Below are 24269 nucleotides of genomic sequence, written 5' to 3' on the forward strand. Positions count from 1 at the left end.
TGGAAAGGTGAAAGATAAATATGATCTGGTATCCCTATGTACAAATGAAGACGATGAAACAGCCCTATAACATTGTCGATGCCGAAGGAGTGTATCTGTATACGAAAGAACAGAAGCTGATTGATTCTGTATCCTCCTGGTGGAGCGTGATTCACGGATACAAAAATCCGGCGCTGAATGAGGCAATCAAAGGACAGTTGGATCGATTTGCTCATGTTATGATGGGCGGGTTGACCCATGAGCCGGTTCAAAAACTCTCTGCCAGGCTGGAGGAATGGCTGCCTGGTGATTTGGATTACTGTTTCTTTTCTGACTCAGGAAGCGTTGCGGTGGAAGTCGCTCTGAAAATGGCTCTTCAATTCAATATTAACAGGGGAAGTAAGCGAAACATAGTATTGTCACTGGAACATGCCTACCATGGCGATACATTTAAGACCATGGAGGTGGGAGATGATGAGGACTATCATGCAATCCTTACTAAGAAAAAGGGGGTTTTTCACATTCCGACTGAGATACCTGCTCTGGAGGAAGCATTTAAAAAGCATGGTGAGGAATTTTACTGCTTTATTGTGGAGCCTCTGCTGCAGGGCGCAGGCGGTATGAGGATGTACGACATTTCTTTCCTGAAGAGAGCCAGGGAGCTTTGCGACCAGTATGATGTGTTGTTGATCTTCGACGAGGTGGCAACGGGATTTGGACGTACCGGCAACCGCTTTGTGGCCGATCTGGTGCTGCCCGATATTCTGGTGTTGGGGAAGGCTCTGACCGGAGGCTATATCGGTCATGCAGCTACAGTTGCCAATCATCGTATTTTTGACGGATTCTACAGCGATAACCCGGATCATGCGTTGATGCATGGCCCGACCTTTATGGGAAACGCGCTTGCTTGCAGCGTTGCGCTCAAATCCATTGAACTGTTTGAAAATGGTCGCTATTTGGATAGAATTAAGAAAATAGAGAGGATTACACGCCGTGAGATGGAAGGCTTTGCTGATCCGCGTATCAGACAAGTCCGCATCATGGGCGGATGCGTTTGTGTGGAATTGAAGGACAGAGCAGATCTCAAAGGATATCAGGAGTTTGCTTATCAGAGAGGTGTATTCAGCCGTCCTTTCTTAAATTATATGTATGCTATGGTGCCTTATGTAATTGAGGAAGAACAACTGGTGCAGGTGCTGAAATGCATGAGAGACTGGTTTCTGGTTTGAAGCATACATGTGTAAGAGTATAAAAACAGATCCTTCCATGCTGCCCTTTCCATCATGATAAACATTCAGCGGAACAATGATTCTTAAAGCAAGAGACCCGCAGGAAGCGCGTCGAATCCTGGATGAAGAATGTTTACGGTATGGAACGGGTAAAACAGCGGATAATGGATACTATCATACAGATGTACCTACCCATAGGCTTCCCGCTTATGGCCTTCTGCTGGCAGCCCCGCAGGAACCGGAAAGCCACAGATTGCCTATGCAGTGGCCCGATAAAGGTAAGCATGTCCCTGAAATGGCTTTTGACAAAGTTATGGTGCGGAGTATGCTTGGATGCTTAAAGAAGCCCACGTTTGGCGCGCGATGAATTAGGAGGTAGAATTTATGTGCACAGCAGCAACCTATCAAACAAAGGATTTCTATTTTGGACGCACACTGGATTATGAGTTTTCTTATTGTGACGAAGTTACCATAACGCCCCGTAATTACCCATTTCATTTCCGTATGATGGGAGAAATGAAACATCATTACGCTATAATCGGGATGGCTTATGTCATGGAGCAGTATCCTCTGTATTATGATGCGGTGAATGAGAAGGGACTGGGCATAGCCGGATTGAATTTTGTTGGAAATGCATATTACAGGAAAGCAGTCCCACATAGGGATAATGTAGCCCAGTTTGAACTGATTCCTTGGATTTTAGGCCAATGTTCTTCGGTACAGGAGGCAAGGATGCTTTTGGAGAGAATCAATTTGCTTGATACTCCCTTTAATGAAAGGCTGCCTCTGGCTCAGCTTCACTGGCTGATTGCGGATCGATATGAAGCGATTACACTGGAAGCAGTAAAGGAAGGAATTCGGGTTTACAATAACCCTGCCGGCGTGTTGACGAATAACCCGCCGTTTAACATGCAGATGTTCCAGTTGAATAATTTTATGCAGTTATCTGCAAACGATCCAGAAAATCATTTTTCCAGCAAGCTGTCTTTGAAAGCCTACAGCCGTGGGATGGGCGCTCTGGGATTGCCGGGAGATTGGTCCTCCCAGTCCCGTTTTATACGGGCAGCTTTTTCGAAACTGAATTCAATTTCCGGAGATTCCGAAGCAGAAAGTATCAGTCAGTTTTTTCATATCCTTGGTTCGGTAGGCCAGATTCGAGGATGCTGCGAGGTAGGAGACGGAAAATTTGAAATCACGATTTACACCTCCTGCTGCAATACAGATAGGGGGATATATTACTATACCACATACGGGAATCATCAGATTACGGCGGTGGATATGTACAGAGAAAATTTAGACGGCAATTTGCTGGCAAGGTATCCGCTGATTCAGGGCGAACAGATCCTGATACAGAATGGATGATAAAGAGTGTATGTAATAACGTTTCTTCCAATCCTAAAACCCGCCTTGAGAATTATGGGTTTATGCACTAGTTATCAAGATAAGTTTATTATGTTAAAATTCGGTGAAGAATAAATTAGGGGTGGAGCGTTTCCTAGCTGTTAGGAAACAGATTTACGGCGGAATCCTCTGCTGACAGGCTATAGTTAAGGTTCTAAGAACTGCTTCCCAGTTCAAATCAGGAAAGAGGGGTTATTATGGCAAAATTAGGTATCTCTATTTATCCGGAGCATTCTAATGAAGAACAGGATATAGCGTATATTAGAAAGGCAGGTAAACTAGGTTACAAGAGGATTTTTACCTGCCTTTTAAGCGTTGGTGAAAAGAGCAGGGAGAAAATCATCAAGCAGTTTCGCCGTCTGGCTGACCAGGCCCATGCCTGCGGCATGGAAATCATCCCGGATGTGAACCCTGCTGTATTTTCCCGGATGGGCATTTCTTATGAGGATCTGTCTGTGTTCCAGGAAATGCATGTGGATGGCATCCGGCTGGACGAGGGCTTTGACGGCATGAAGGAAAGTCTTATGACGTATAATCCTCAAGGACTTAAGGTCGAGTTGAATGCCAGTTCTAAGCTGGTGTATGTGGAGAATATCATGGATCACCATCCGAACCGTGAGAAACTAATTACCTGCCATAATTTTTATCCGCAGAAATTTACGGGACTGAGCCTGAAGCATTTTAACCGGTGCAATGACAAGATGAAATCACTGGGGCTTAGGGTAGCTGCGTTCGTATCCAGCAATGCTTCGGGCGCTTACGGTCCATGGCCTGTAAATGAAGGACTCTGTACCCTGGAAATGCACCGTGGCCTTCCATTGGATTTCCAGGTACGGCACATGTTTGCCACAGGAATGGTGGATGATGTGCTGATTGCCAATGCATATGCTACGGACGAGGAACTTAAGGCCTGTACAGCAATTAATGCCAGCATCCTTACCTTTGGAATTAAGCTGGAGAAGGAACTGACCGGGATAGAAAAGCAGATTCTGTACTATGAGCCAAAGCATGTGGTAAGGGGTGATATGAGCGAATACATGATCCGCTCCACCTGGCCTAGGGAGACATTTGCGGATCAGTCTATTCCGGCTGCCAACACCAGGGACTTAAAGCGGGGCGATGTGGTTATACTCAATGACGGTTACCTGAAATATAAGGGTGAGCTCCATATTGTCACAAAGGCAATGCCCAATGATGGCCGTAAGAATGTCATTGGACATCTGCCGGATTACGAGCACGTCCTGTTGGATTATATTGAACCCTTAAAGGTGTTCGCGTTCTGTATCGTATGATTTTGGTATCATATAAGGCTGGTATTTTATAGGACTGATAAGATTGGCATTATATACCGTATAATACTGATATTGTATATGGATTGTATCATATAAAGCGAGTATTGTATAAAATCTGCTATGACAGATGTAAAAAGGAGTTTTAACCATGCAGAACAAAAGACGGGAGCAGCTGCTTGCCATATTGTCAGAGCGGGGGAGCTGGATGACCAGCCGTCAGCTGGCTGGCCTTCTGCAGGTATCTGATCGAACCATTCGTTCCGATGTGGAGGTAATCAACAAGCACATGAACCCGCCGCCCATTGAGTCCAATGTGCGCCAGGGATACAGGCTGTGCGAGGGTGCACGGCCTGTTCTGGCATCCGGGGCAGAGATGAGGGAGGCGGACATTCCACAGACTCCCGGAGCCCGCTGTGCATATATGATACAAAGGCTGCTTTTTGAAGTAAAGGAGCTGAACCTTACCATGCTCCAGAGTCAGATTTATGTCAGTGAATATTCCATTGATAATGATTTAAAGCGCATACGCAAGATGCTGGAGCCTTACAGCGGCCTTAAGCTGGTGCGGAATAAGGAATGTATATCCTTACAGGGGGACGAGGCCAGCAAACGCCGTTTCTATAGGGATTTGCTGGTGGCAGAGGTGCATGAGAACTTCCTAAACCTGAACACCCTGGCCCATCTCTACAGAAGCTTTAACCTGATTGAGGTTAAGGATATCTTTGTGGAGGTGCTGAAGGAATATGATTATTCCATCCATGAATCCATGTTCCCCATGCTGATTCTCCATGCAGGGACCAGCATTGAACGGATGAACTGCGCCAATTACATCAATATGGAGGAGGGGATGCAGGGGTTGGAGGAAACCATCGAATACCAAATATCCAAGACCTTCTTTAACCGCATTTCCAAGAGGCTGCACATAACGGTCCACGACGGCGAGGTGGGCATGTTTGCCCTGGTAATCATGGGCAGACGGGCTTCCAATTACACCAGCGATTTTGTCAATTATAATGGAAAGTGGCTGAATACCAGGAAGCTGGTGACCGAGGCTCTGGAAAAGGTCTATGCTCTGTTTGGCGTGGATTTCAGGCAGGATGCGGATCTGATGGCAGGACTTAAGATGCATTTTCACGGACTTATCGAACGTGTTAAGAACCAGGTGCGGATGGAGGATGTATTCGTGGAGGAAATCAAGCGCAAATATCCCCTTGTCTTTGAAATGGGAATTTATGTTCTGGAGTTTCTGGAGCAGAAGCTGGGACGTCCCGTATCGGATGTGGAGAGCTGCTACATTGCCCTTCACCTGGGAGCTGCCAGTGAACGCATGAACTCCGTAAGAAAATACAGGGCTATCATGATTCTGCCTCACAACCAGTCCTTTTCTGATATGTGTGTGAAGAAGATATCTGGCATGTTTCGGGAAAGGATGGAGGTGGTAAAGGTATTCGGCTATTTTGAAGAGGACGAGGTGTCTGCCCTGGATCCGGATCTGCTTCTTAGCACCTTTCCCCTGGAACATGGACTGAATGTGGAGACGGTCTCCATCAACCTGTTCGTGGATTCGGAGACAGAATCAAAAATTCTCCAGGCCATCAACCGGCTGGACAAGAAGGGCTTCCGGCTGGAATTCACATCTCAGATCGGAAACCTGATACGCAAGGAGCATTATTATACCCAGGTGGACATGAATCAGCCGGAGAAAATCATCCGTATGCTGTGCGCAGGCCTGGAAAGAGAAGGCATCGTGGAATCTGAATTTACAGAAGTGGTCTTAAAGAGAGAGCAGATGTCACCTACCTCCTTTGTGAACACCTTTGCCATTCCCCATGCCTTTGGCGCCTTTGCCAGCAATTCCACCATCGCTGTGGCACAGCTTAAGAATCCGGTGAAATGGGGGGCCTTTGAGGTACGTATGGTAATGCTTTTTGCCATCAACGAGGGTGATGCCAGAATGATTAAAATATTCTTTGACTGGGTGTCCAATGTGGTGAACCATCCGGAGGAGCTGGTAAAATTAGTGTCTCCATGCAGCTATGAGGAATTTATTGATAGAATTATGGTTTGAATTTCCTAACAGCTAGGAAATGCCTTTAAGGAAAAAAGTGAATAACTGCCTTATAATTAAGGCAACTTAATAAAAATGCAGCAAACAGAATGATTTTGTTGCATTTTCTCTTTTCAAAAATAGTAAGGAGGCACTAAATATGGCAGAGGGATTAGAAATGATTTGCTTCAAAATCATCTCTAATGTAGGGGGTGCGCGTTCCAGCTACATCGAAGCAATCCAGAAAGCAAAGCAGGGGGACTTTGAAGGCGCCAGGGAATGCATCAAGACAGGACAAAAGATGTTCTTAGTGGGTCATGAAGCCCATTTTGAGCTGATTCAAAAGGAAGCCCAGGGAGAGCAGGTAGGAGGTTCCCTGATTCTGGTTCATGCAGAAGATCAGCTCATGAGCGCGGAAGGCTTCAAAATCATTGCAGAAGAGATGATTGCCAGCTATGAAAAAATCGCAGCGCTGGAGAAAAAGCTGGAAAAATGGTAAGGATAGACACAGGGATTTACCTATTGGGAAAAACAGAAACAATAAAAGGAAACTATATATATCAAGGAGGGTTTCATTATGAAACGAGTATATTTATTTTGCAGCGCAGGAATGTCCACCAGTATGCTGGCAAGCAAGATGCAGAGTGTAGCTGATTCCCATGACCTTCCCATTGAAGTGGAAGCGTTCCCGGACGGAAAAATTGGACAGATTATTGACGAGAAGCGCCCGGATGTGATTCTTTTAGGACCCCAGGTTAAATACCGCTATGGTGAAATTGTAGAAAAGTATGGCGACAGGGGAATCCCGATTCAGGTTATCGACCAGACGGATTACGGCATGATGAACGGTGAGAAGGTACTGAAGTCTGCTATCAAGCTCATGAAATCAGCTAAATAGCTAGAGTGACAAATTCGTACCGTTCTGCTGTAAAATATTATAATTGAAATGGGGGAATATGAAATATGTTACGTAAGTTGGAGTCTGTACTTATGCCTCTGGCAGAGAAAATCGGAAAAAATAAATATCTGATTGCTATTCGTGACGGCTTCCTGCTGTCCATGCCGCTCTTAATTGTAGGATCCTTTTTCCTGCTGATTGCCAACTTCCCTATACCGGGATGGACGGATTTTTGGGCCCGGTTTTTTGGGGACAACTGGGCGTCCTACTTTTCCAAGCCCACAGACGCCACCTTCTCTATCATGGCTGTACTGGCCATAATAGGTGTCGGCTATTCCTTCTCGGAGCAGATGAAGGTAGATAAGCTGTTCGGCGCAGCCATTGCTCTGGTGAGCTGGTTCCTCATCATGCCTTATGAGATTCTTGTGGACGGCGGTTCCCCTGTTACAGGAATCCCATTAAACTGGGTAGGCTCCAAGGGTATCTTTGTGGGAATTATCGTAGCCTTTTTGTCAGTCCACATCTATGCATGGGTGAACAAAAAGGGCTGGGTCATCAAAATGCCTGACGGTGTTCCTCCTACGGTATCAAAGTCATTTTCAGCCTTGATTCCTGCCGGTGTATCCATACTGGTGTTCTTTATCCTGAATATTGTGTTTGCGCTGACACCCTATAAGAGCGCTTTCAACTTTATTTTTACCATTTTGCAGACGCCGCTTTTAAAGCTGGGTAATACACTTCCGGCCATGGTAATCGCATATATTTTCCTTCATTTCTTCTGGTTCTTTGGAGTGAACGGCGGTTCTGTGGTGGGCGCGGTGTTCAATCCCATCCTTCAGACCTTGTCTGCCGACAACCTGGCTGCGTTCCAGGCAGGTCAGCCGCTGCCCAATATCATATCCCAGCAGTTCCAGGATTTGTTCGCAACCTTTGGCGGATGTGGCTCCACGCTGTCGCTGCTGATTGCAATGCTTCTGTTCTGCCGCTCCAAGCGTATCAAGGAATTAGGCAAGCTGGCTTTTATCCCCGGCGTGTTTGGCATCAATGAGCCTATTGTGTTCGGCCTTCCTATCGTACTGAACCCAATGATTATCATTCCCTTCATGCTGGTGCCGACTATAAATATTGTGATTTCTTATTTTTGCATGAGCATTGGTCTGGTTCCTCTTTGCAGCGGAGTGGCAATTCCATGGACCATGCCTGTGGTACTCTCAGGCTTCCTGGCAACAGGATGGCAGGGGGCTGTGCTGCAGCTTCTGCTTCTCATACTTGGCGTATTCATCTACATGCCATTTATTAAGATGATGGATAAACAGTACCTGGAAGATGAAGCCAAGGCTAGTGAGAAATCAGATGATGATGACATTGATTTTGATGACCTTTCCTTTGACGACCTGTAGGACATCTGCCTTTGACAATCCTGTCATTGATGGCCCAGCCTTTGACAGCTTTCCTTTGATGATCCCAACGTGGGTACAATAATACGAGGTGAAGATAATGAAAGTTATTATGATATATGATCAGATACAGTCTGGTCTTGGAACAAAAGATGATACAATGGTTCCCCTTACAGGCAAAAAGGAACCCATCGGTCCCGCAGTTATGATGGAACCCTTTTTAAAGCAGGTGGACGGCCATGTGACAGCCTGCCTGTGCTGCGGCAATGGAACCTTCCTGGCTGACCCGGAGGAGGTCAGCCGTAAGCTCTGCGCCATGGTGAACAAACTTAAGCCGGATGTGGTCATGTGCGGTCCCGCCTTTAACTACGCAGATTATGCCAGCATGTGCGCCAAGGTGGCCTGTGACATTAATGCCACCACAACGGCAAAAGCATTTGCTGCCATGTCCGTTGAAAACGAGGATACCATCACAGCATACAAGGATAAGGTGGCTATTGTAGAGACACCGAAAAAAGGCGGCATGGGACTGAATGACGCACTTAATAATATGTGCATGCTGGCAAAGGCACTGGCTGACGGCAACGATACTACGGAGCTGGAAAATAAATTCTGTTTCAGATAGAGGAGGATAGATAGGATGTGGGGTATGATTGCAACCTGGCGTATGGCAGTGGAGGGAATCACTAAAGGAGCAAAAATTCTGAAGAACGGTGGGGACGCAGGGGATGCCATAGAGTCCGCCGTCCGGGAAGTGGAGGATTTTCCTTACTATAAATCTGTCGGCTACGGCGGGCTGCCAAATGAGGAAATGGAAGTGGAAATGGACGCAGCCTTTATGGATGGAAATACCCTGGATATTGGCGCTGTTGCTGCCATCAAGGACTTTGCCAATCCGGTGTCTATCGCCAGACGCTTAAGCCATGAAAAGGTCAACAACGTACTGGTGGCGGAAGGTGCAGAAAAATTCGCCCACAAAGAGGGATTTGAGCGTAAGAACATGCTGACAGATCGCGCCAAAGCCCACTACAGGAAACGATTAAAAGAGATGTCTTCTCAGGCAGCTATTCAGGCGGCCTCTCAGAAGCTTAAGCCCTACTCCGGCCACGATACTGTGGGTATGGCCTGCCTGGATATGACCGGAAAAATGACAGCGGCAACCTCCACCAGCGGTCTCTTCATGAAGAAAAAGGGGAGGGTAGGGGATTCGCCCATATCCGGATCCGGATTCTATGCGGACAGCAAGATAGGAGCTGCCAGCGCCACTGGTCTGGGTGAGGATCTGATGAAGGGCTGTATTTCCTATGAAATCGTTCGGCTTATGGGAGAGGGTATGCACCCTCAGGAGGCCTGTGAGACAGCAGTGAACCGCCTTGACGAGGAGCTTAGAAAGCGCAGGGGTGAAGCAGGGGATTTGTCCCTTATTGCCATGAATACAAAGGGCGAATGGGGGGCGGCGACCAACATAGAAGGCTTCTCCTTTGCTGTGGTCACAGAGAGTCTGGAACCCACCGTGTATCTGGTTGCCCGCGGCGCAGACGGCCGCTGCACCTACGAAAAAGCATCAAACGAGTGGATGGAAAACTATATGAAGACGCGTATGGCGCCCATAGAGGAATAGGAATATGGATGGGAAGTTAGATAAAGAGCCGGTGGGATTGTCGAAGCAGGAGCAGATTGACAGGAAGCTTCTAAACTATATTGACGACAAGCGGGATCAAATGATTGAACATGTACGTAAACTTGTTCGTATTGACAGTGTGGAAAGGGAGGCCCGAGAAGGGGCTCCCTTTGGCCCCGGGGTAAAGGAGGCCCTGGAGCTGGCTCTTGCGATTGGCAGGGAGCTGGGATTTGAGACCATGAATCTGGACGGATATATCGGATATGCCTCCTATGGCAGGGGAGAAGACTATGTTTGTGCCATAGGGCATGTGGATGTGGTTCCGGTGGGAGAGGGCTGGAAGAATTCTCCTTTCAGCGGTCATATGGAAGACGGAATCATATACAGCAGGGGAGTATTAGATAATAAAGGCCCTGTCATGGCCTGCCTGTACGGGCTGGCTGCCGTCAAGGCGCTGGGGCTTTCCTTAAAGCATCCTGTGCGGATCATCTTCGGCTGTGACGAGGAAACAGGCTTTGAGGATCTTGCGTACTATCTGTCAAAAGAAAAGCCTCCCGTTTATGGATTTACACCGGACTGTAAGTATCCTGTGGTATACAGTGAACGCGGAAGGGCTGTGGTGCGCATCCTTGGTACAAGGGATTGTCTGGAGACATTTTTCGAATTTGTTAATAATTATTTTATAGGTGCCAGTAATACGGGCGATCGATTAGGGATTGACTACTACCATGAAGAATATGGTATGATGGAGATGCGTGGTTACAGACTGGTATCCGGCGGGAACGCAGACAGCGGGGTATCTTTTTACGCCACCTTATGCTACCCTGGCGGCATCACGATTCAGGAAATCATGAAGCCCATTGTAAAGAAGGCAGAGAGCTGCGGTCTGAAGGCAGAGCTGATTCAGAACTATGCCCCGGTGGTATTTGCCAAGGATACGCCTATGGTAAAGGCCATGCAGGACAGCTATGAACGGGTTACGGGGATGGACGGGACTCCGGTGACCACCACCGGCGGCACCTATGCCAAGGCCCTGCCCGGAATTATCCCATTCGGTCCCAGTTTTCCGGGCCAGAAGGGAATCAGCCACAATCCAAATGAGTGGATGAGCGTGGATGATCTGGTGACCAACGCAAAAATATATGCACTGGCCCTGTACCGTCTGGCACAGCTGTAGGCCTTTGGCTCATGGCTTCTCAGTCAAAGCTTATGGAGGGATGAAACGAGTCAGAGTTCAGGTGCGGTACTGGCGGAGTGAGATAGCGCTGAAGCAGCGATAAAATGCGGAGCTGATAAAGTGCGGGATAGGATGGAGTAGTAGCGTATCAATGGAGCCGTGTACCGACGAAATGAGGTAAAGATTGACAGGAAGAAGGAGAGGTTTTAATATGTTGGAGATATGCTGCGGCAGCTATTACGATGCCATGCAGGCGGCGTCTGGAGGCGCTGGACGGATTGAACTGAATTGTGCCCTGAACATGGGTGGGCTGACGCCTTCCCTAGCGACCCTGGAGCTTGTGAAGGAGCATTGCAACGTAAAAGTAATTGCAATGGTACGGCCCAGGGGCGGCGGATTCTGTTACAGCGAAGAAGATTTCAATGTGATGCTCAGGGAATGTGAGAATCTGGTACGCCACGGAGCAGACGGTATTGCCTTTGGATGCTTGAGGGCAGATGCCTCCATTGACAGGGAAAGGAATGCACGGATAATTTCCATCATCCACAGCCATGGTAAGGAAGCTGTCTTCCACCGGGCCTTTGATTGTACATCCAATCCTTATGAATCCATAGAGACCCTGATTGAGCTTGGGGCTGACCGTTTGCTGACCAGCGGTTTAAAGCCAAAGGCAGTGGAAGGAAAAGTTTTGTTGGGAGCCCTTCAGTCAGCCTATGGGAATTGTATCGAAATCCTGGCCGGAAGCGGCATCAACGCATCCAATGCCAGGAAACTCATGGAAGAAACCGGAATCAGGCAGGTTCACAGCTCCTGCAAGGACTGGATAACAGATCCCACCACCACTTCCAACGCAGTAACCTATGGCTTTGCAGAACCGCCTCATGAAAACAGCTATGACGTGGTGTCAGAAACACTGGTCCGTCAGCTTTTAGACAGTCTGGGGGAGTTAGGGAGATAGAGCTATGATAGCAAAGTACAAAAGGAGCCTACTGGTGAAAAGGCTCATAACGATTCTGGCTGTGGTGGCATCCGCCTTGCTGCAGGCTTATGTGATCCAGGCATTCATAAGGCCGGCAAACCTTTTGTCCAGCGGATTTACCGGAGTTGCCATCCTTATAGACAAGATTGCCTCCCTATACGGGCACAGTGTTTCCACTTCTCTGGGAATGCTGGTTCTCAATATACCGGTGGCCATCCTCTGCTGCAGAAGCATCAGCATGCGTTTTACCTTTTATTCCATGCTGCAGGTATTCCTGGCCAGCTTCTTTCTCAAAATCTGCCGCTTTGAACCGCTGTTTAACGATGTGCTTCTGGATGTGGTCTTTGGCGGCTTTCTGTACGGTATTTCCATAGCCATCGCCTTAAGGGGCAATGCTTCGACCGGTGGTACGGACTTTATCGCCCTGTATGTGTCTAATAAGACAGGACGATCCATATGGGAATATGTGTTTGCAGGCAACTGTGTGATTCTCTGTATCTTCGGATATATGTTCGGATGGCTGTATGCAGGATATTCTATCCTGTTCCAGTTCGTATCCACTAAAGCCATCTCTGCCTTCCATCACAGGTATGAACGGGTTACACTGCAGATTACCACCACCAAGGCGCCGGAAATCATAAATCAGTACATAAAACAATACAGACACGGCATATCCTGTGTGGATGCAGTAGGCGGTTACAGTCACAAGAAAATGTATCTGCTTCACACTGTAGTATCCTCCTATGAGGTGAACGACATTGTGCATCTTATGCGGGAACAGGATCCCCATGTCATTGTCAATATAGTCAAAACAGAAAATTTTTATGGGGGATTTTACCAGGCGCCAATCGAATAAATGTTGCTGTATATCAAGTAGTATTGCATTTTTGTAATTCTTGTTTTTTCTAATATCTCCAGCGCCTCGCAGCCTAATATAAAATTTACACGTCTTGTACTTACTGAATTAGTGCAAGAGAGTATATTTCAGATATTTCTTATTCCCATTAAGTTTTTATTTTTTGCAGCGATACACTTGACAGATATTCTCAAAAACACTATTATTAATACAATAATAATTGTCAACAAGACAATAAAAACAAAGGAGAATATAAATGACAGAGAAAGAATTCCTGGATTTATATAATCCAAACAAATACGAAAAACCATCTGTCACAGTGGATATACTGATCTTTACAGTCAATAAAGGACAGAAGATAGAGCTTCTTCTGATTAAGCGCGGCGGACATCCGTTTTTGGGGAAATGGGCGCTGCCGGGTGGATTTGTGGGAATAAGGGAATCGCTGGATGAGGCAGCAAAGAGAGAGCTATTGGAGGAGACAGGTGTGTGTAGTGATTATCATCTGGAGCAGCTGTATACATTCGGAACGGTAAATCGGGATCCCAGGATGAGAGTGATTTCCGTAGCTTACGTTGCACTGGCGCCAAAGGCGGATATTAAACCAAAGGCAGGAGACGATGCCGCAGATGCAGAATTTTTCCAGATAGTTTTAAACGATCGGGAGTTAGAATTTATCACAGAAACGGGAAGGAGAATTTCTGTAAAAGACCTGGCGTTTGACCATGAGGAGATTATCCGAACCGGATTGAGGCGGCTGGTTGGAAAATTGGAATACACAGATCTGGCGTTTCAGCTTTTAGAAAACCGTCAATGCTTTACGATTGGAGAGCTGAAGGGAATTTATGAATGCATCAAGGGACAACCGCTCGACAGCGGAAACTTTCATAGGATGTTTAAGGCAAAATATTTAAACGAAGATATAGTTGAGGAACTTCCGCAGACGAGTACCAAGTATTCTAAAAAACCATCAAGGTGTTACCGCTATAAGCGTTAGGAGGAGGAAATATGACAAGAAAATATCTGATTGTTGTGGATATGCAGGAGGATTTTGTATATGGAACCTTAGGAACGCCGGAAGCAAGAAATATTGTCCCGGTCGTGGTCAATATGGTAAAAGAGTTTGATGGAAACGTGATCTTAACAAGAGATTCTCATCAAAGTGATTACCTGGAAACACAGGAAGGAAAATTCCTGCCCGTAAAGCATTGTATTTCCTGTTCGGATGGATGGAATTTTATTGAACCTCTGGAAGCTATGCAGATGAAATCTCATTTTCCGATATATGTAAAGGAGACCTTTGGGAGTGTAAATCTGGCTGTGGATTTGCGTGCGGAGCACATCAAACAGGAAATTGAATCAATTGAAATGATAGGTGTTTGTACGGATATTTGCGTTATTTCTAATGCCCTTCTTTTAAAAGCATATTTGCCGGAAGTGCCGATTATTGTGCATGCAAACGGCTGCGCTGGTGTCACACCTAAAAAACATGAAGCAGCCCTGGAAGTAATGAGAAGCTGCCAGATCATTGTTAAAGGATAAGAAAACATCCGTTTTTTAAAGGCCAGAAGAGGCAAAAAAACCTATTGATTTATGAAATAATATCTAGTATATTATAAATTATGCAGGAGCGAAAGGAGAGTCTTATGATTAGGGTAGCAGTGGATGCTATGGGCGGAGACAATGCTCCGTCAGAGATAGTCGCGGGAGCGGTAGAGGCAGTGAGCGCAAAGCCTGAAATTCAGGTGCTTCTTGTAGGGCAGGAAGACAAGGTGAAGGCGGAGCTTTCCAAGTATGCCTTCAGCAAGGAACGGATTCAGGTGGTGAATGCCACAGAGATCATTGCTACAGAAGAGCCGCCGGTGAACGCTATCCGCAAGAAGAAGGATTCCTCCATCGTAGTTGGCATGAATCTGGTTAAAACCGGGGAGGCAGACGCCTTTGTTTCGGCAGGAAGCTCAGGAGCCATTCTGGTAGGCGGTCAGGTTATTGTGGGACGTATCAAAGGAGTGGAACGTCCTCCTCTGGCGCCCCTTATTCCTACAGAAAAAGGGGTATCATTGTTGATTGATTGCGGAGCGAATGTGGATGCCAGAGCTTCTCATCTGGTGCAGTTTGCGCAAATGGGCTCTATTTATATGGAGCATGTAATGGGGCTGAAAAATCCGAGAGTGGCAATCGTTAACATTGGCGCGGAAGAAGAAAAGGGCAATGCACTGGTAAAAGAGACATTTCCTCTTTTGAAGGCCTGTAAGGGGATCAATTTCACCGGCAGCATTGAGGCCAGAGAGATCCCTCACGGAGGCGCGGATGTCATTGTCTGTGAAGCATTTGTGGGAAATGTAATTTTAAAGCTTTACGAAGGAGTGGGGGCGTCCCTGATTCGAATGGTTAAGGACGGCATGATGGCCACTCTGCGGAGCAAAACCGGTGCGCTGTTAGTAAAGCCGGCGCTTAAGGAAACCTTGAAGTCCTTTGACGCAAGTCAGCACGGGGGAGCTCCCCTTTTGGGGCTAAAGGGGCTGGTAGTAAAGACCCACGGCAACTCCAGGCGTACAGAGGTGCGCAATTCTATCATCCAGTGTGTGACATTTAAGGAGCAGGCTATCAATGATAAAATACAGGCTGCCTTAAGTACGCAAAACAAAGAACCACATGAATAAAAGATATGAAAAAGAAAGAGGAGCTAAGAGATGGAATTTGAAAAATTACAGGGGATTATAGCTGAAGTGTTGAACATTGAGCCAGAGGAAGTGACAATGGCAGCTACATTCGTAGATGACCTGGGTGCGGACTCTCTGGATATTTTCCAGATTATTATGGGAATTGAAGAGGAGTTCGACATTGAGATTCCAAATGAGGCTGCTGAACAGATTGTAACCGTAGGCGACGCAGTAGAGCAGATTAAAAGTGCATTAAATTAATGGATGGGAACAGGGGCTGTAGGCACAGCCCTTTTGTTCGTTTTTATTCTGCTTTTTAGCCGCCGCCCTAAGCGGTCAAAAGCTGATCCGCAGCAGTATGTTTTCATGGAGGAGGCCCTTTAAGGGGCCTTAAACGTTCATAGTCAGGAGGCAAGCAGCATGAGCAATCATTTAAACGAATTAGAAGAAAGGATTCGGTATACCTTTAAGAACCGGAACCTGCTGGTACAGGCTCTTACACACAGCTCCTATGCAAATGAACACCGTCTGGATCACAGCCGGTGCAATGAGCGTTTGGAGTTTTTGGGTGATGCGGTTTTAGAGATTGTAATCAGCGATTTTTTATTTCATAAGTATGATACACTGTCTGAAGGGGATTTGACAAAAATCCGGGCAAGTATTGTGTGCGAGCCTACACTGGCCTATTGTGCGGCAGATTTAAGTCTTGGCTCCTATCTGTATCTTGGCAAGGGAGAGGACGCCACAGGCGGAAGGAGCCGGAACTCCGTGGTTTCGGACGCCCTGGAGGCATTAATCGGAGCCGTTTATCTGGATGGTGGTTTTGCTAATGCAAAAGAGTTTATTCATGGGTTTATTTTAAATGATATGGAACACAAGCAGCTCTTTTATGATAGCAAGACTATCTTGCAGGAAATGGTTCAGAGCCGGCAGGGAGAGGCTTTGACCTATGAAATGCTTAAGGAGGAGGGCCCTGACCACAACAAGTCCTTTGAGGTCTGCGCTAAGATTGGAGCGCAGGAAATCGGAAGGGGAGTAGGGCGCACCAAAAAGGCGGCAGAGCAGGTAGCGGCCTACAATGGAATTTTAAAGTTAAAGAAAGCGGAAAGCAATCAAACAGCAGGTGACATATGTATTTAAAAAGCATTGAAATTCAAGGATTTAAATCCTTTGCCAACAAAATAATCTTTGAATTCCATACAGGAATTACCGGTATCGTCGGTCCGAATGGCAGCGGAAAAAGCAATGTGGCGGATGCAGTTCGCTGGGTGTTGGGCGAGCAGAGGATCAAGCAGCTTCGGGGGGCCAGCATGCAGGACGTTATCTTTGCGGGAACCGAGCTGAGAAAGCCTCAGGGCTTTGCTTATGTTGCCATCACCTTGGACAACAGCGATCACCAGCTGGCGATTGATTATGACCAGGTAACGGTATCCAGGCGGCTGTACCGTTCCGGAGAAAGCGAGTATATGATCAATGGCAGCATATGCCGGCTTAAGGATATTAGTGAGCTTTTCTATGATACAGGTATTGGCAAGGAAGGCTACTCGATTATTGGCCAGGGACAGATTGATAAAATTTTAAGCGGAAAACCAGAGGAACGCAGGGAGCTATTTGACGAGGCGGCGGGTATCGTTAAGTTTAAAAGGAGAAAGAACATAGCGCAAAAGAAACTGGAGGACGAGCAGGCAAATCTGATCCGTGTCAGCGATATACTGGTTGAACTGGAAAAGCAGGTAGGGCCGCTGGAGCGTCAGTCTAGGTCCGCGAAGGAATATCTTCAGCTGAAGGAGGAGCTGAAGATCTGCGACGCTAATTTGTTTTTAATGGAGACAGAGGGTATTTCCAGACAGTTAGAGGAGGTGGAACGTAAAAAGGAGCTTCTGGCCGGAGATATGGAGGAAACCAGGGAAGGCTCAGAGCGATATAAGGCGGAGCAGGAAGCTTTAGAGCGGGATTTGTCGGAACTGGAAGATCGTATCAATTCCGGCAGAGATGAACTGAATCAGGGGACGGTTCTTAGGGGAAGCCTGGAAGGCCAGATTAATGTGTTAAATGAACAGATACATACGGAGGAGCTGAATGAAGAGCACCTTAAAAACCGAAGGGGAGCCATCACAGAGGAGCTGAAAAACCGCAGGGATCAGCTTGCTTCCTATGATGAGGAGCTGGAGCATGCCTGCGCCCAGGTTAAGAGAGCTCTTGAATGTCAGGAGGAGGCTCAGGAGCTTTTAAGCGCCCAGGATGAGCTGATAAAACGCTTGGACTTGGACATTGAAACGGCCAAGGGAGGTATCATTCAGGCTTTGAATGAGAGGGCGTCCCTGACTGCAAAACAGCAGCGGTATGAAACCATGCTTGAGCAGGTAAACGTAAGGCGGAGCGAGGTGTCCCAGAAGCTTCTTAAATTTAAAAGCGACGAATCTGTTCAGGAGGAGCTGATAGACAGGGAGCAGTCCGCTCTTTCAGAAATTCGGAAAAGTCTGGAAAGCTGCCAGATCCAGGCTCAGAATACAGAGGCTGCTTTAAAAGAAGCCGATGAGGAGGCAAGACAGCTAAACCGCAGCTTAAATGATACCCAGCAGGAGTATCATATGGCCCATACCAGACTGGAATCCCTTAAAAATCTGGCAGAGCGCTACGATGGATATGGCAACAGCATTCGCCGGGTGATGGAGGTCAGGGATCGGGTTCGCGGTATCCACGGCGTTGTGGCGGATCTGATAACAACCCAGCGTAAGTATGAGACTGCCATAGAGACGGCATTGGGCGGCAGTATCCAGAATGTAGTTACCGATTCTGAGGAAACGGCCAAGCGTCTCATTGAATATCTGAAAAAGAACAAGTATGGAAGAGTAACCTTCCTGCCCCTCACCAGCATAAACGGCAGTCAGAATTTCAGCCAGCCCGGCGCCCTTAAGGAACCAGGGGTTTTGGGCCTGGCAAGCGACCTGGTACAGGCGGAGCCGCCATATGAGGGGCTGGTTAGGTATCTCCTGGGCCGGGTGGTAGTGGCTGACACCATCGATCATGCCGTTGCCCTGGCCCGAAGGTATAAATACAGCCTGAGGATTGTAACGCTGGAAGGGGAGCTTTTAAACGCCGGCGGTTCCATGACAGGCGGAGCTTTTAAAAATTCCAGCAACCTTCTGGGACGGCGCCGGGAGATCGAGGAGCTGGAGGAGCAATGCGGCAAGGCTCTGGCAAGGGTGGAGCAGCTTCAGAAGGAGCTAGCTTTGAAAGAGCGTGGGGCTGCTGAAAAAAAGGAGGGTCTGGAGCAGTTAAAGGCAGATATTCAGGCTCTGGCCTTGAAGGAAAACACGATACATATGAACCTTTCCCAGCTGGAGGATAAGAAGAGGGACATTGCAGAGGCTTCAGTGGATTTGGTGCGGGAGCACGGGCAGCTGGAGGAACAGGCCAAGGAGATAGCTGCCAGCAAGAATACGTTGGAGGAGGATGCCGCTAAGCTAGAGCTTCTTAATCAAAATACCAGCCGGGAAATAGACGAGAATACGGCTCTTTTGGAGGAGGCCAGACAGGTTCGGGAAACTTATGGAGCAGATTTGTCCAAGGCGCAGCTGGAAACTGCAAACCTTCGCCAAAAACAGGACTTTATAAGGGAAAATGCAGATCGCGTCTGCAAAGAGATCGATAAGCTGAATGAAGAGCTTGACTCCCTGGAGAAGGGAAGCGGAAGCTCTGGGCAGATTATTGAGGGAAAGCGAAGGGAAATCGAAAGGCTGAAAGAGCTGATGGACAAAGGAGAAATCCATATGGAGGAGCTGAAGCTGGCAATCGAAGCTCAGTTTGTCCAAAAGGAGGCGCTTACAGGACGTCAGAAAGAGCTGTTTTCCCGAAGAGAAGAGCTTACAGGAAGGCTGTCAGAGCTGGACAAGGACATGTTTCGTGTTCAGGCTCAGGAGGAGAAGCTGGAGGAGCGCCTTGAGACCTTCACCTCCTATATGTGGACTGAATATGAGATGACATTCTCTACAGCCCAGGAGCTAAAGCGGGAGGAATACCAGGCCATCCCCCAGGTAAAAAAGCAGATAGAGGATTTGAAGAACCGGATCAAGGGACTGGGGAATATTAATATAAACGCCATTGAGGATTATAAGGAAATTTCCCAGCGCTATGAGTTCTTAAAAGAGCAGTATGAGGATCTAACCCAGGCTCAGGCAGAGCTGGAGAAGATTATTGAGGAACTGGATGCAGGCATGCGCCGTCAGTTCCAGGAAAAATTCGGGGAAATAAGGGCGGAGTTTGACAAGGTATTTAAGGAGCTGTTCGGAGGAGGCCGGGGAACTCTGGAATTGATGGAAACGGATATTCTGGAATCAGGTATTCAGATTATAGCACAGCCACCAGGTAAGAAGCTTCAGAATATGATGCAGCTTTCCGGTGGAGAAAAGGCCCTTACAGCTATTTCCCTGCTTTTTGCAATACAAAACCTAAAGCCGTCTCCCTTCTGCCTTCTGGACGAGATAGAAGCAGCTCTGGACGACTCCAACGTGGACAGGTTTGCGGGCTATCTGCACAAGCTGATTAAGAATACCCAGTTTATTGTCATTACCCACAGGAGGGGAACCATGGTTTCGGCAGACCGGCTTTATGGCATCACTATGCAGGAAAAGGGCGTATCCACGCTGGTTTCCGTAAATTTAATTGAGGATAGCCTGGATAAATAATTAGGAATGTGGTATGCTATGAGCACTTGGCCGTTGTTGCCAGATAAACATGGCATCCCGGACGATAACAATGAATGTAGGAGAAGTGAGGAGTTAAGCTATGGCTGATGGAAAGAAGGGCTTTTTCGGGCGTTTGGTAGAGGGACTGACCAAAACCAGAAATAATATTGTATCAGGAATTGACTCAATCTTCAGTGGCTTTTCCGCCATTGATGATGAGTTTTACGAGGAGATAGAAGAAACGCTGATCATGGGAGATTTGGGAATCCAGACCACCATGTCCATAGTAGAGGATTTGCGCCGGAAGGTTAAGGAGCAGCATATTAAGGAGCCTGAGGAGTGCAAGGAGCTTCTGATTAACAGCATTAAGGCCCAGATGGATCTTGGGGAAAATGCTTATGAGTTTGAGCATAAGCGCTCTGTCGTACTGGTGATCGGCGTTAACGGAGTTGGAAAGACCACCTCTGTAGGAAAGCTGGCAGGCCAGCTTAAGGACTCTGGACATAAGGTGATTCTGGCTGCGGCGGATACATTCCGTGCGGCTGCCATTGATCAGCTGACAGAGTGGGCCAAAAGGGCAGGAGTGGATATTATCGCACAGCAGGAGGGCTCCGATCCGGCAGCTGTTATCTACGATGCAGTAGCTGCGGCCAAATCAAGAAAAGCGGATGTGCTGATCTGCGATACAGCAGGCCGCCTTCATAATAAGAAAAACCTGATGGAGGAGCTTAAGAAGATTAACCGGATTATCGATAAGGAGTATCCCGGCGCTTACAGGGAAACGCTGGTTGTGCTGGACGGAACTACGGGACAGAACGCCCTGGCACAGGCCCGCCAGTTTATGGAGGTGGCCGATATTACAGGCATTATCCTTACAAAGCTGGACGGAACTGCTAAGGGAGGGATTGCGGTGGCAATTCAGTCGGAGCTGGGGCTTCCTGTGAAATATATCGGCATTGGAGAGCAGATTGATGATTTGCAGAAGTTTAATGCAGATGATTTTGTCAAAGCCCTGTTTAACATTTAGGAATAATCTGTTGTTGAATTTAATACAGTAACGTGATATAGTAGAGGGAAACGTAAGGGAAAGAAGGTTCTGATATAGTGGAAGAGTTGACATTGGAGAAGTTTGAGGAGGCCTCGGAGATTGTCAAAGAGGTTACTCTGGAGACAAAGCTTATATACAGCGAATATTTTTCGGCTCAGACCGGCAACAGAGTGTATTTTAAACCGGAGAATATGCAGTATACAGGCGCATATAAGGTAAGGGGAGCCTACTATAAGATCAGTACTTTAAGCCAGGAGGAGAAGGCTAAGGGGCTTATTACTGCGTCTGCGGGAAACCATGCCCAGGGTGTTGCCTATGCTGCAAAGCTGGCGGGAGTAAAGGCAACGGTGGTGATGCCTACTACCACCCCGCTTATGAAGGTAAACCGCACCAAGAATTACAACGCTCAGGTGGTGCTGGAGGGAGACGTATTTGACGAGGCCTGTGATTATGCCTACAAGCTTGCAAAGGAGCAGGGGCTTACCTTTATACATCCCTTTGATGATTTGGATGTAGCTACGGGACAGGGGTCCATCTCTATGGAGATCATTAAGGAGCTTCCCACTGTGGATTACATACTGGTTCCCATCGGCGGCGGCGGACTGTGTACGGGAGTTTCTGTCCTGGCAAAGCTTTTAAATCCCAAGATTAAGGTGATCGGAGTGGAGCCGTCAGGAGCTAACTGTATGCAGGAGTCTCTCCGCGCAGGAAAGATAATGACTCTTCCTGATGTCAATACGATTGCGGACGGTACGGCTGTAAAACGTCCGGGAGAAAAGCTGTTCCCTTATATTCAGGCGAATATAGATGATATTATTACCATAGAGGACAGCGAGCTAATCGTTGCCTTTTTGGATATGGTGGAGAATCACAAAATGATCGTGGAGAACTCCGGGCTTCTGACAGTAGCTGCATTAAAGCATCTGAATGTGCAGAGAAAGAAAATTGTGTCCATCCTAAGCGGCGGCAATATGGACGTTATTACAATGTCATCCATTGTGCAGCATGGGCTGATTCAAAGAGACCGGGTATTTACTGTGTCCGTTCTGCTTCCTGATAAGCCGGGAGAGCTTGCTAGGGTATCCTCTCTGTTAGCCAGAGAGCAGGGAAATATTATTAAGCTGGAGCACAACCAGTTTATCAGCATTAACCGTAATGCAGCCGTGGAGCTTCGGATTACCATGGAGGCTTTCGGGACGGAGCACAAGAAACAAATCGTAACGGCTTTAACAGACGCAGGCTATCGTCCAAAGCTGGTTAAGGTGAAAGGGACCTACAGCGAGGTTTAGAAATATACATAAAGCCGGGAGACAGGATATCCCATATCACAGGCTGACGGCAGGCTGCGGTATGGGATATCTTACCGTTACATGTGCTGGAAGAAGAAATTACGGAGGAAGCGGAGCAAATGAAAAATGTCAAGGCATCAGAGATAAAAGCGGGCTTGCTTGCAAACCTTCATTATTTTTTTAAATGGCTGTTGATTTCCGTGTTGATCGGAAGCATCGGAGGAGTGGCAGGGACTATATTTTCCTATGGTGTAGCCTGGGCCACAGATTTCAGGCTGAGCAATCGTTATATGCTTTTTTATCTGCCGGCGGCAGGACTTCTGATTATATGGATGTACAGAACCTTTCATGAGGAAGGGAACCGGGGGACAAACATGGTGATTGACGCCATTTCCTCTAATGAAAAGGTGACGGCTGCTACGGGACCGCTGATTTTCGTATCCACCATTTTGACCCATCTTACAGGAGGCTCCGCCGGCAGGGAGGGAGCTGCTTTGCAGCTGGGAGGGAGCATCGGCAATTCTCTGGGCCATGTGATGCGCCTGGATGAAAAGGATGAGAAGATTGCAATTATGTGCGGCATGAGCGCCGTATTTGCGGCTCTTTTCGGTACGCCTGTAGCTGCGGGCGTATTTTCACTGGAGGTGGTAAGCATAGGAGTGCTGTACTACGCAGCTCTGGTGCCTTGTATCTTTTCCGCTTATATCGGAGTCGGAATTGCCAGAGTAGCCGGACTGTCAGGGGAACGCTTTCTTATAGGCTCCATTCCTCCTGTTACCATAGGAACGGCTGCTCTGATTGTAATCCTGGGGATTCTGTGTGCGGGAGTAAGCATTGTGTTTTGCATTATGCTTCACTACTCGGAATATGGATACCGCAGGTTTTTTCCCAATCCGTATATACGTATTCTGGCTGCCAGCGGTATTTTCATCGTTCTTACCCTTTTAGCGGGAACCAGGGAGTACTGCGGCAGCAGCATGCAGCTGATTGAATCCAGCATAGAAGGCAAGGCGCAGTATGAGGCATTTTTCCTCAAAATGATATTTACGGCTGTTACCCTGGGAGCCGGATTTAAGGGAGGTGAAATTGTACCGACTCTGTGCGTGGGGGCAGCTTTTGGCTGTGCAATGGGAAGATTCATGGATTTTTCTCCTTCCCTCTGCTCTGCCTGCGGTATGGCGGCTCTGTTTGCGGGCGTAACGAACTGCCCTATTACATCTCTGATTATTGCCCTGGAGCTGTTTGGATATGAGGGAATGGAATATTTTTCTATTATTATCGCAGTTTCCTTTGCTCTGTCCGGATATTATGGCCTTTACGCAAGTCAGAAATTTGTCTATTCTAAAACGAAAACAGAGTTTATTAACAGAAGATCCCATTGAGAACAAATATAACAAACAGGGAGAGACGGATGCTGGAATTAAAAGATTTTATGCCGATTAATTATTTAAAAAAGGAGAAGTTTACAGGCAGCCATCAGGGGATGCGTTTCCGGATGGAGAAAGCAGAACTGGACGGAGAGGAAAGACCTAAGCTTAAGGTGACAGTTTGGCCGGAGCCATATGGTTATGACGCTACTCCTCAGGATGAAAAAACGGAAACCTTTCTGGAATTTGATGCAGATGGACTTTCAAAAGGAGTGGAGTGGATCAATGAGCAGTTTGAGAGCCAGCAGCTCCGGTGGAAGGCAGTGAGCCGGGGATAG

22 protein-coding genes are annotated in these 24269 nt (G+C 47.4%); all 22 read left to right on the top strand.

The features are described 5' to 3' along the window. Positions 1 to 20: 20 nt before the first annotated feature. Complete coding sequence (gene bioA, locus FYJ39_RS14665) at positions 21 to 1208, top strand: adenosylmethionine--8-amino-7-oxononanoate transaminase (protein WP_154473210.1); 1188 nt, start codon at positions 21 to 23, stop codon at positions 1206 to 1208. 384 nt (positions 1209 to 1592) lie between these two features. Beyond that, complete coding sequence (gene bsh / locus FYJ39_RS14675) at positions 1593 to 2570, top strand: choloylglycine hydrolase (RefSeq protein ID WP_154473211.1); 978 nt, start codon at positions 1593 to 1595, stop codon at positions 2568 to 2570. A gap of 236 nt (positions 2571 to 2806) precedes the next feature. Then, entirely contained in the window at positions 2807 to 3901 is a 1095-nt protein-coding gene (locus FYJ39_RS14680; RefSeq protein WP_154473212.1) for a DUF871 domain-containing protein, read from the top strand. Positions 3902 to 4049: 148 nt separating this feature from the next. After that, positions 4050 to 5969 carry a BglG family transcription antiterminator gene (locus FYJ39_RS14685; protein ID WP_154473213.1) on the top strand — a complete coding sequence of 640 codons (1920 nt, stop codon included), beginning with the start codon at positions 4050 to 4052 and terminating at the stop codon, positions 5967 to 5969. 139 nt (positions 5970 to 6108) lie between these two features. Continuing rightward, positions 6109 to 6447 carry a PTS lactose/cellobiose transporter subunit IIA gene (locus FYJ39_RS14690; RefSeq protein ID WP_154473214.1) on the top strand — a complete coding sequence of 113 codons (339 nt, stop codon included), beginning with the start codon at positions 6109 to 6111 and terminating at the stop codon, positions 6445 to 6447. Positions 6448 to 6525: 78 nt separating this feature from the next. Continuing rightward, a complete protein-coding gene (locus FYJ39_RS14695) occupies positions 6526 to 6846 on the top strand; it encodes a PTS sugar transporter subunit IIB (RefSeq protein WP_154473215.1) in 321 nt (106 codons plus the stop codon). Positions 6847 to 6911: 65 nt separating this feature from the next. Further along, positions 6912 to 8246, top strand: a complete 1335-nt coding sequence (gene celB, locus FYJ39_RS14700; protein WP_154473216.1) for a PTS cellobiose transporter subunit IIC — start codon at positions 6912 to 6914, stop codon at positions 8244 to 8246. A gap of 97 nt (positions 8247 to 8343) precedes the next feature. Further along, positions 8344 to 8868 (top strand): GrdB-related putative oxidoreductase, encoded by a 525-nt coding sequence (locus FYJ39_RS14705; RefSeq protein ID WP_154473217.1) that lies wholly within the window; start codon positions 8344 to 8346, stop codon positions 8866 to 8868. Between the two features lie 15 nt (positions 8869 to 8883). Then, a complete protein-coding gene (locus tag FYJ39_RS14710; protein WP_154473218.1) occupies positions 8884 to 9864 on the top strand; it encodes a N(4)-(beta-N-acetylglucosaminyl)-L-asparaginase in 981 nt (326 codons plus the stop codon). A 4-nt stretch (positions 9865 to 9868) separates the two neighbouring features. Continuing rightward, a complete protein-coding gene (locus FYJ39_RS14715; RefSeq protein WP_407923850.1) occupies positions 9869 to 11041 on the top strand; it encodes a Sapep family Mn(2+)-dependent dipeptidase in 1173 nt (390 codons plus the stop codon). A 211-nt stretch (positions 11042 to 11252) separates the two neighbouring features. Continuing rightward, complete coding sequence (locus tag FYJ39_RS14720) at positions 11253 to 11999, top strand: copper homeostasis protein CutC (RefSeq protein WP_154473219.1); 747 nt, start codon at positions 11253 to 11255, stop codon at positions 11997 to 11999. A gap of 4 nt (positions 12000 to 12003) precedes the next feature. After that, positions 12004 to 12876: a YitT family protein gene (locus FYJ39_RS14725; RefSeq protein ID WP_154473220.1), complete on the top strand. Its 873-nt coding sequence runs from the start codon at positions 12004 to 12006 to the stop codon at positions 12874 to 12876. Positions 12877 to 13132: 256 nt separating this feature from the next. Then, positions 13133 to 13873 carry an NUDIX hydrolase gene (locus tag FYJ39_RS14730; protein ID WP_154473221.1) on the top strand — a complete coding sequence of 247 codons (741 nt, stop codon included), beginning with the start codon at positions 13133 to 13135 and terminating at the stop codon, positions 13871 to 13873. Positions 13874 to 13884: 11 nt separating this feature from the next. Next, positions 13885 to 14418, top strand: coding sequence for a cysteine hydrolase family protein (locus FYJ39_RS14735; RefSeq protein WP_154473222.1), 534 nt, complete (start codon positions 13885 to 13887; stop codon positions 14416 to 14418). Between the two features lie 104 nt (positions 14419 to 14522). Then, positions 14523 to 15539 carry a phosphate acyltransferase PlsX gene (gene plsX / locus FYJ39_RS14740; protein WP_154473223.1) on the top strand — a complete coding sequence of 339 codons (1017 nt, stop codon included), beginning with the start codon at positions 14523 to 14525 and terminating at the stop codon, positions 15537 to 15539. Between the two features lie 30 nt (positions 15540 to 15569). Next, the gene (acpP, locus tag FYJ39_RS14745) at positions 15570 to 15800 is read left to right on the top strand and encodes an acyl carrier protein (RefSeq protein ID WP_154473224.1); all 231 of its coding nucleotides are present in this window, start codon (positions 15570 to 15572) and stop codon (positions 15798 to 15800) included. A gap of 159 nt (positions 15801 to 15959) precedes the next feature. Further along, on the top strand, positions 15960 to 16679 hold the full coding sequence (gene rnc, locus FYJ39_RS14750) for a ribonuclease III (RefSeq protein ID WP_154473225.1): 720 nt from the start codon (positions 15960 to 15962) through the stop codon (positions 16677 to 16679). After that, positions 16670 to 20227 (top strand): chromosome segregation protein SMC, encoded by a 3558-nt coding sequence (smc, locus tag FYJ39_RS14755; protein ID WP_154473226.1) that lies wholly within the window; start codon positions 16670 to 16672, stop codon positions 20225 to 20227. Before rnc ends, smc begins: the two co-directional genes overlap by 10 nt. Positions 20228 to 20327: 100 nt before the next feature. Next, entirely contained in the window at positions 20328 to 21254 is a 927-nt protein-coding gene (gene ftsY / locus FYJ39_RS14760; protein WP_154473227.1) for a signal recognition particle-docking protein FtsY, read from the top strand. A gap of 86 nt (positions 21255 to 21340) precedes the next feature. Further along, positions 21341 to 22564, top strand: a complete 1224-nt coding sequence (ilvA, locus tag FYJ39_RS14765) for a threonine ammonia-lyase (RefSeq protein ID WP_154473271.1) — start codon at positions 21341 to 21343, stop codon at positions 22562 to 22564. Between the two features lie 119 nt (positions 22565 to 22683). Beyond that, entirely contained in the window at positions 22684 to 23946 is a 1263-nt protein-coding gene (locus tag FYJ39_RS14770) for a chloride channel protein (protein ID WP_154473228.1), read from the top strand. A 29-nt stretch (positions 23947 to 23975) separates the two neighbouring features. Beyond that, positions 23976 to 24269 carry a hypothetical protein gene (locus FYJ39_RS14775; protein WP_154473229.1) on the top strand — a complete coding sequence of 98 codons (294 nt, stop codon included), beginning with the start codon at positions 23976 to 23978 and terminating at the stop codon, positions 24267 to 24269.

Source organism: Clostridium porci, from assembly GCF_009696375.1.
GTDB classification, from domain to species: Bacteria; Bacillota; Clostridia; order Lachnospirales; family Lachnospiraceae; genus Enterocloster; species Enterocloster porci.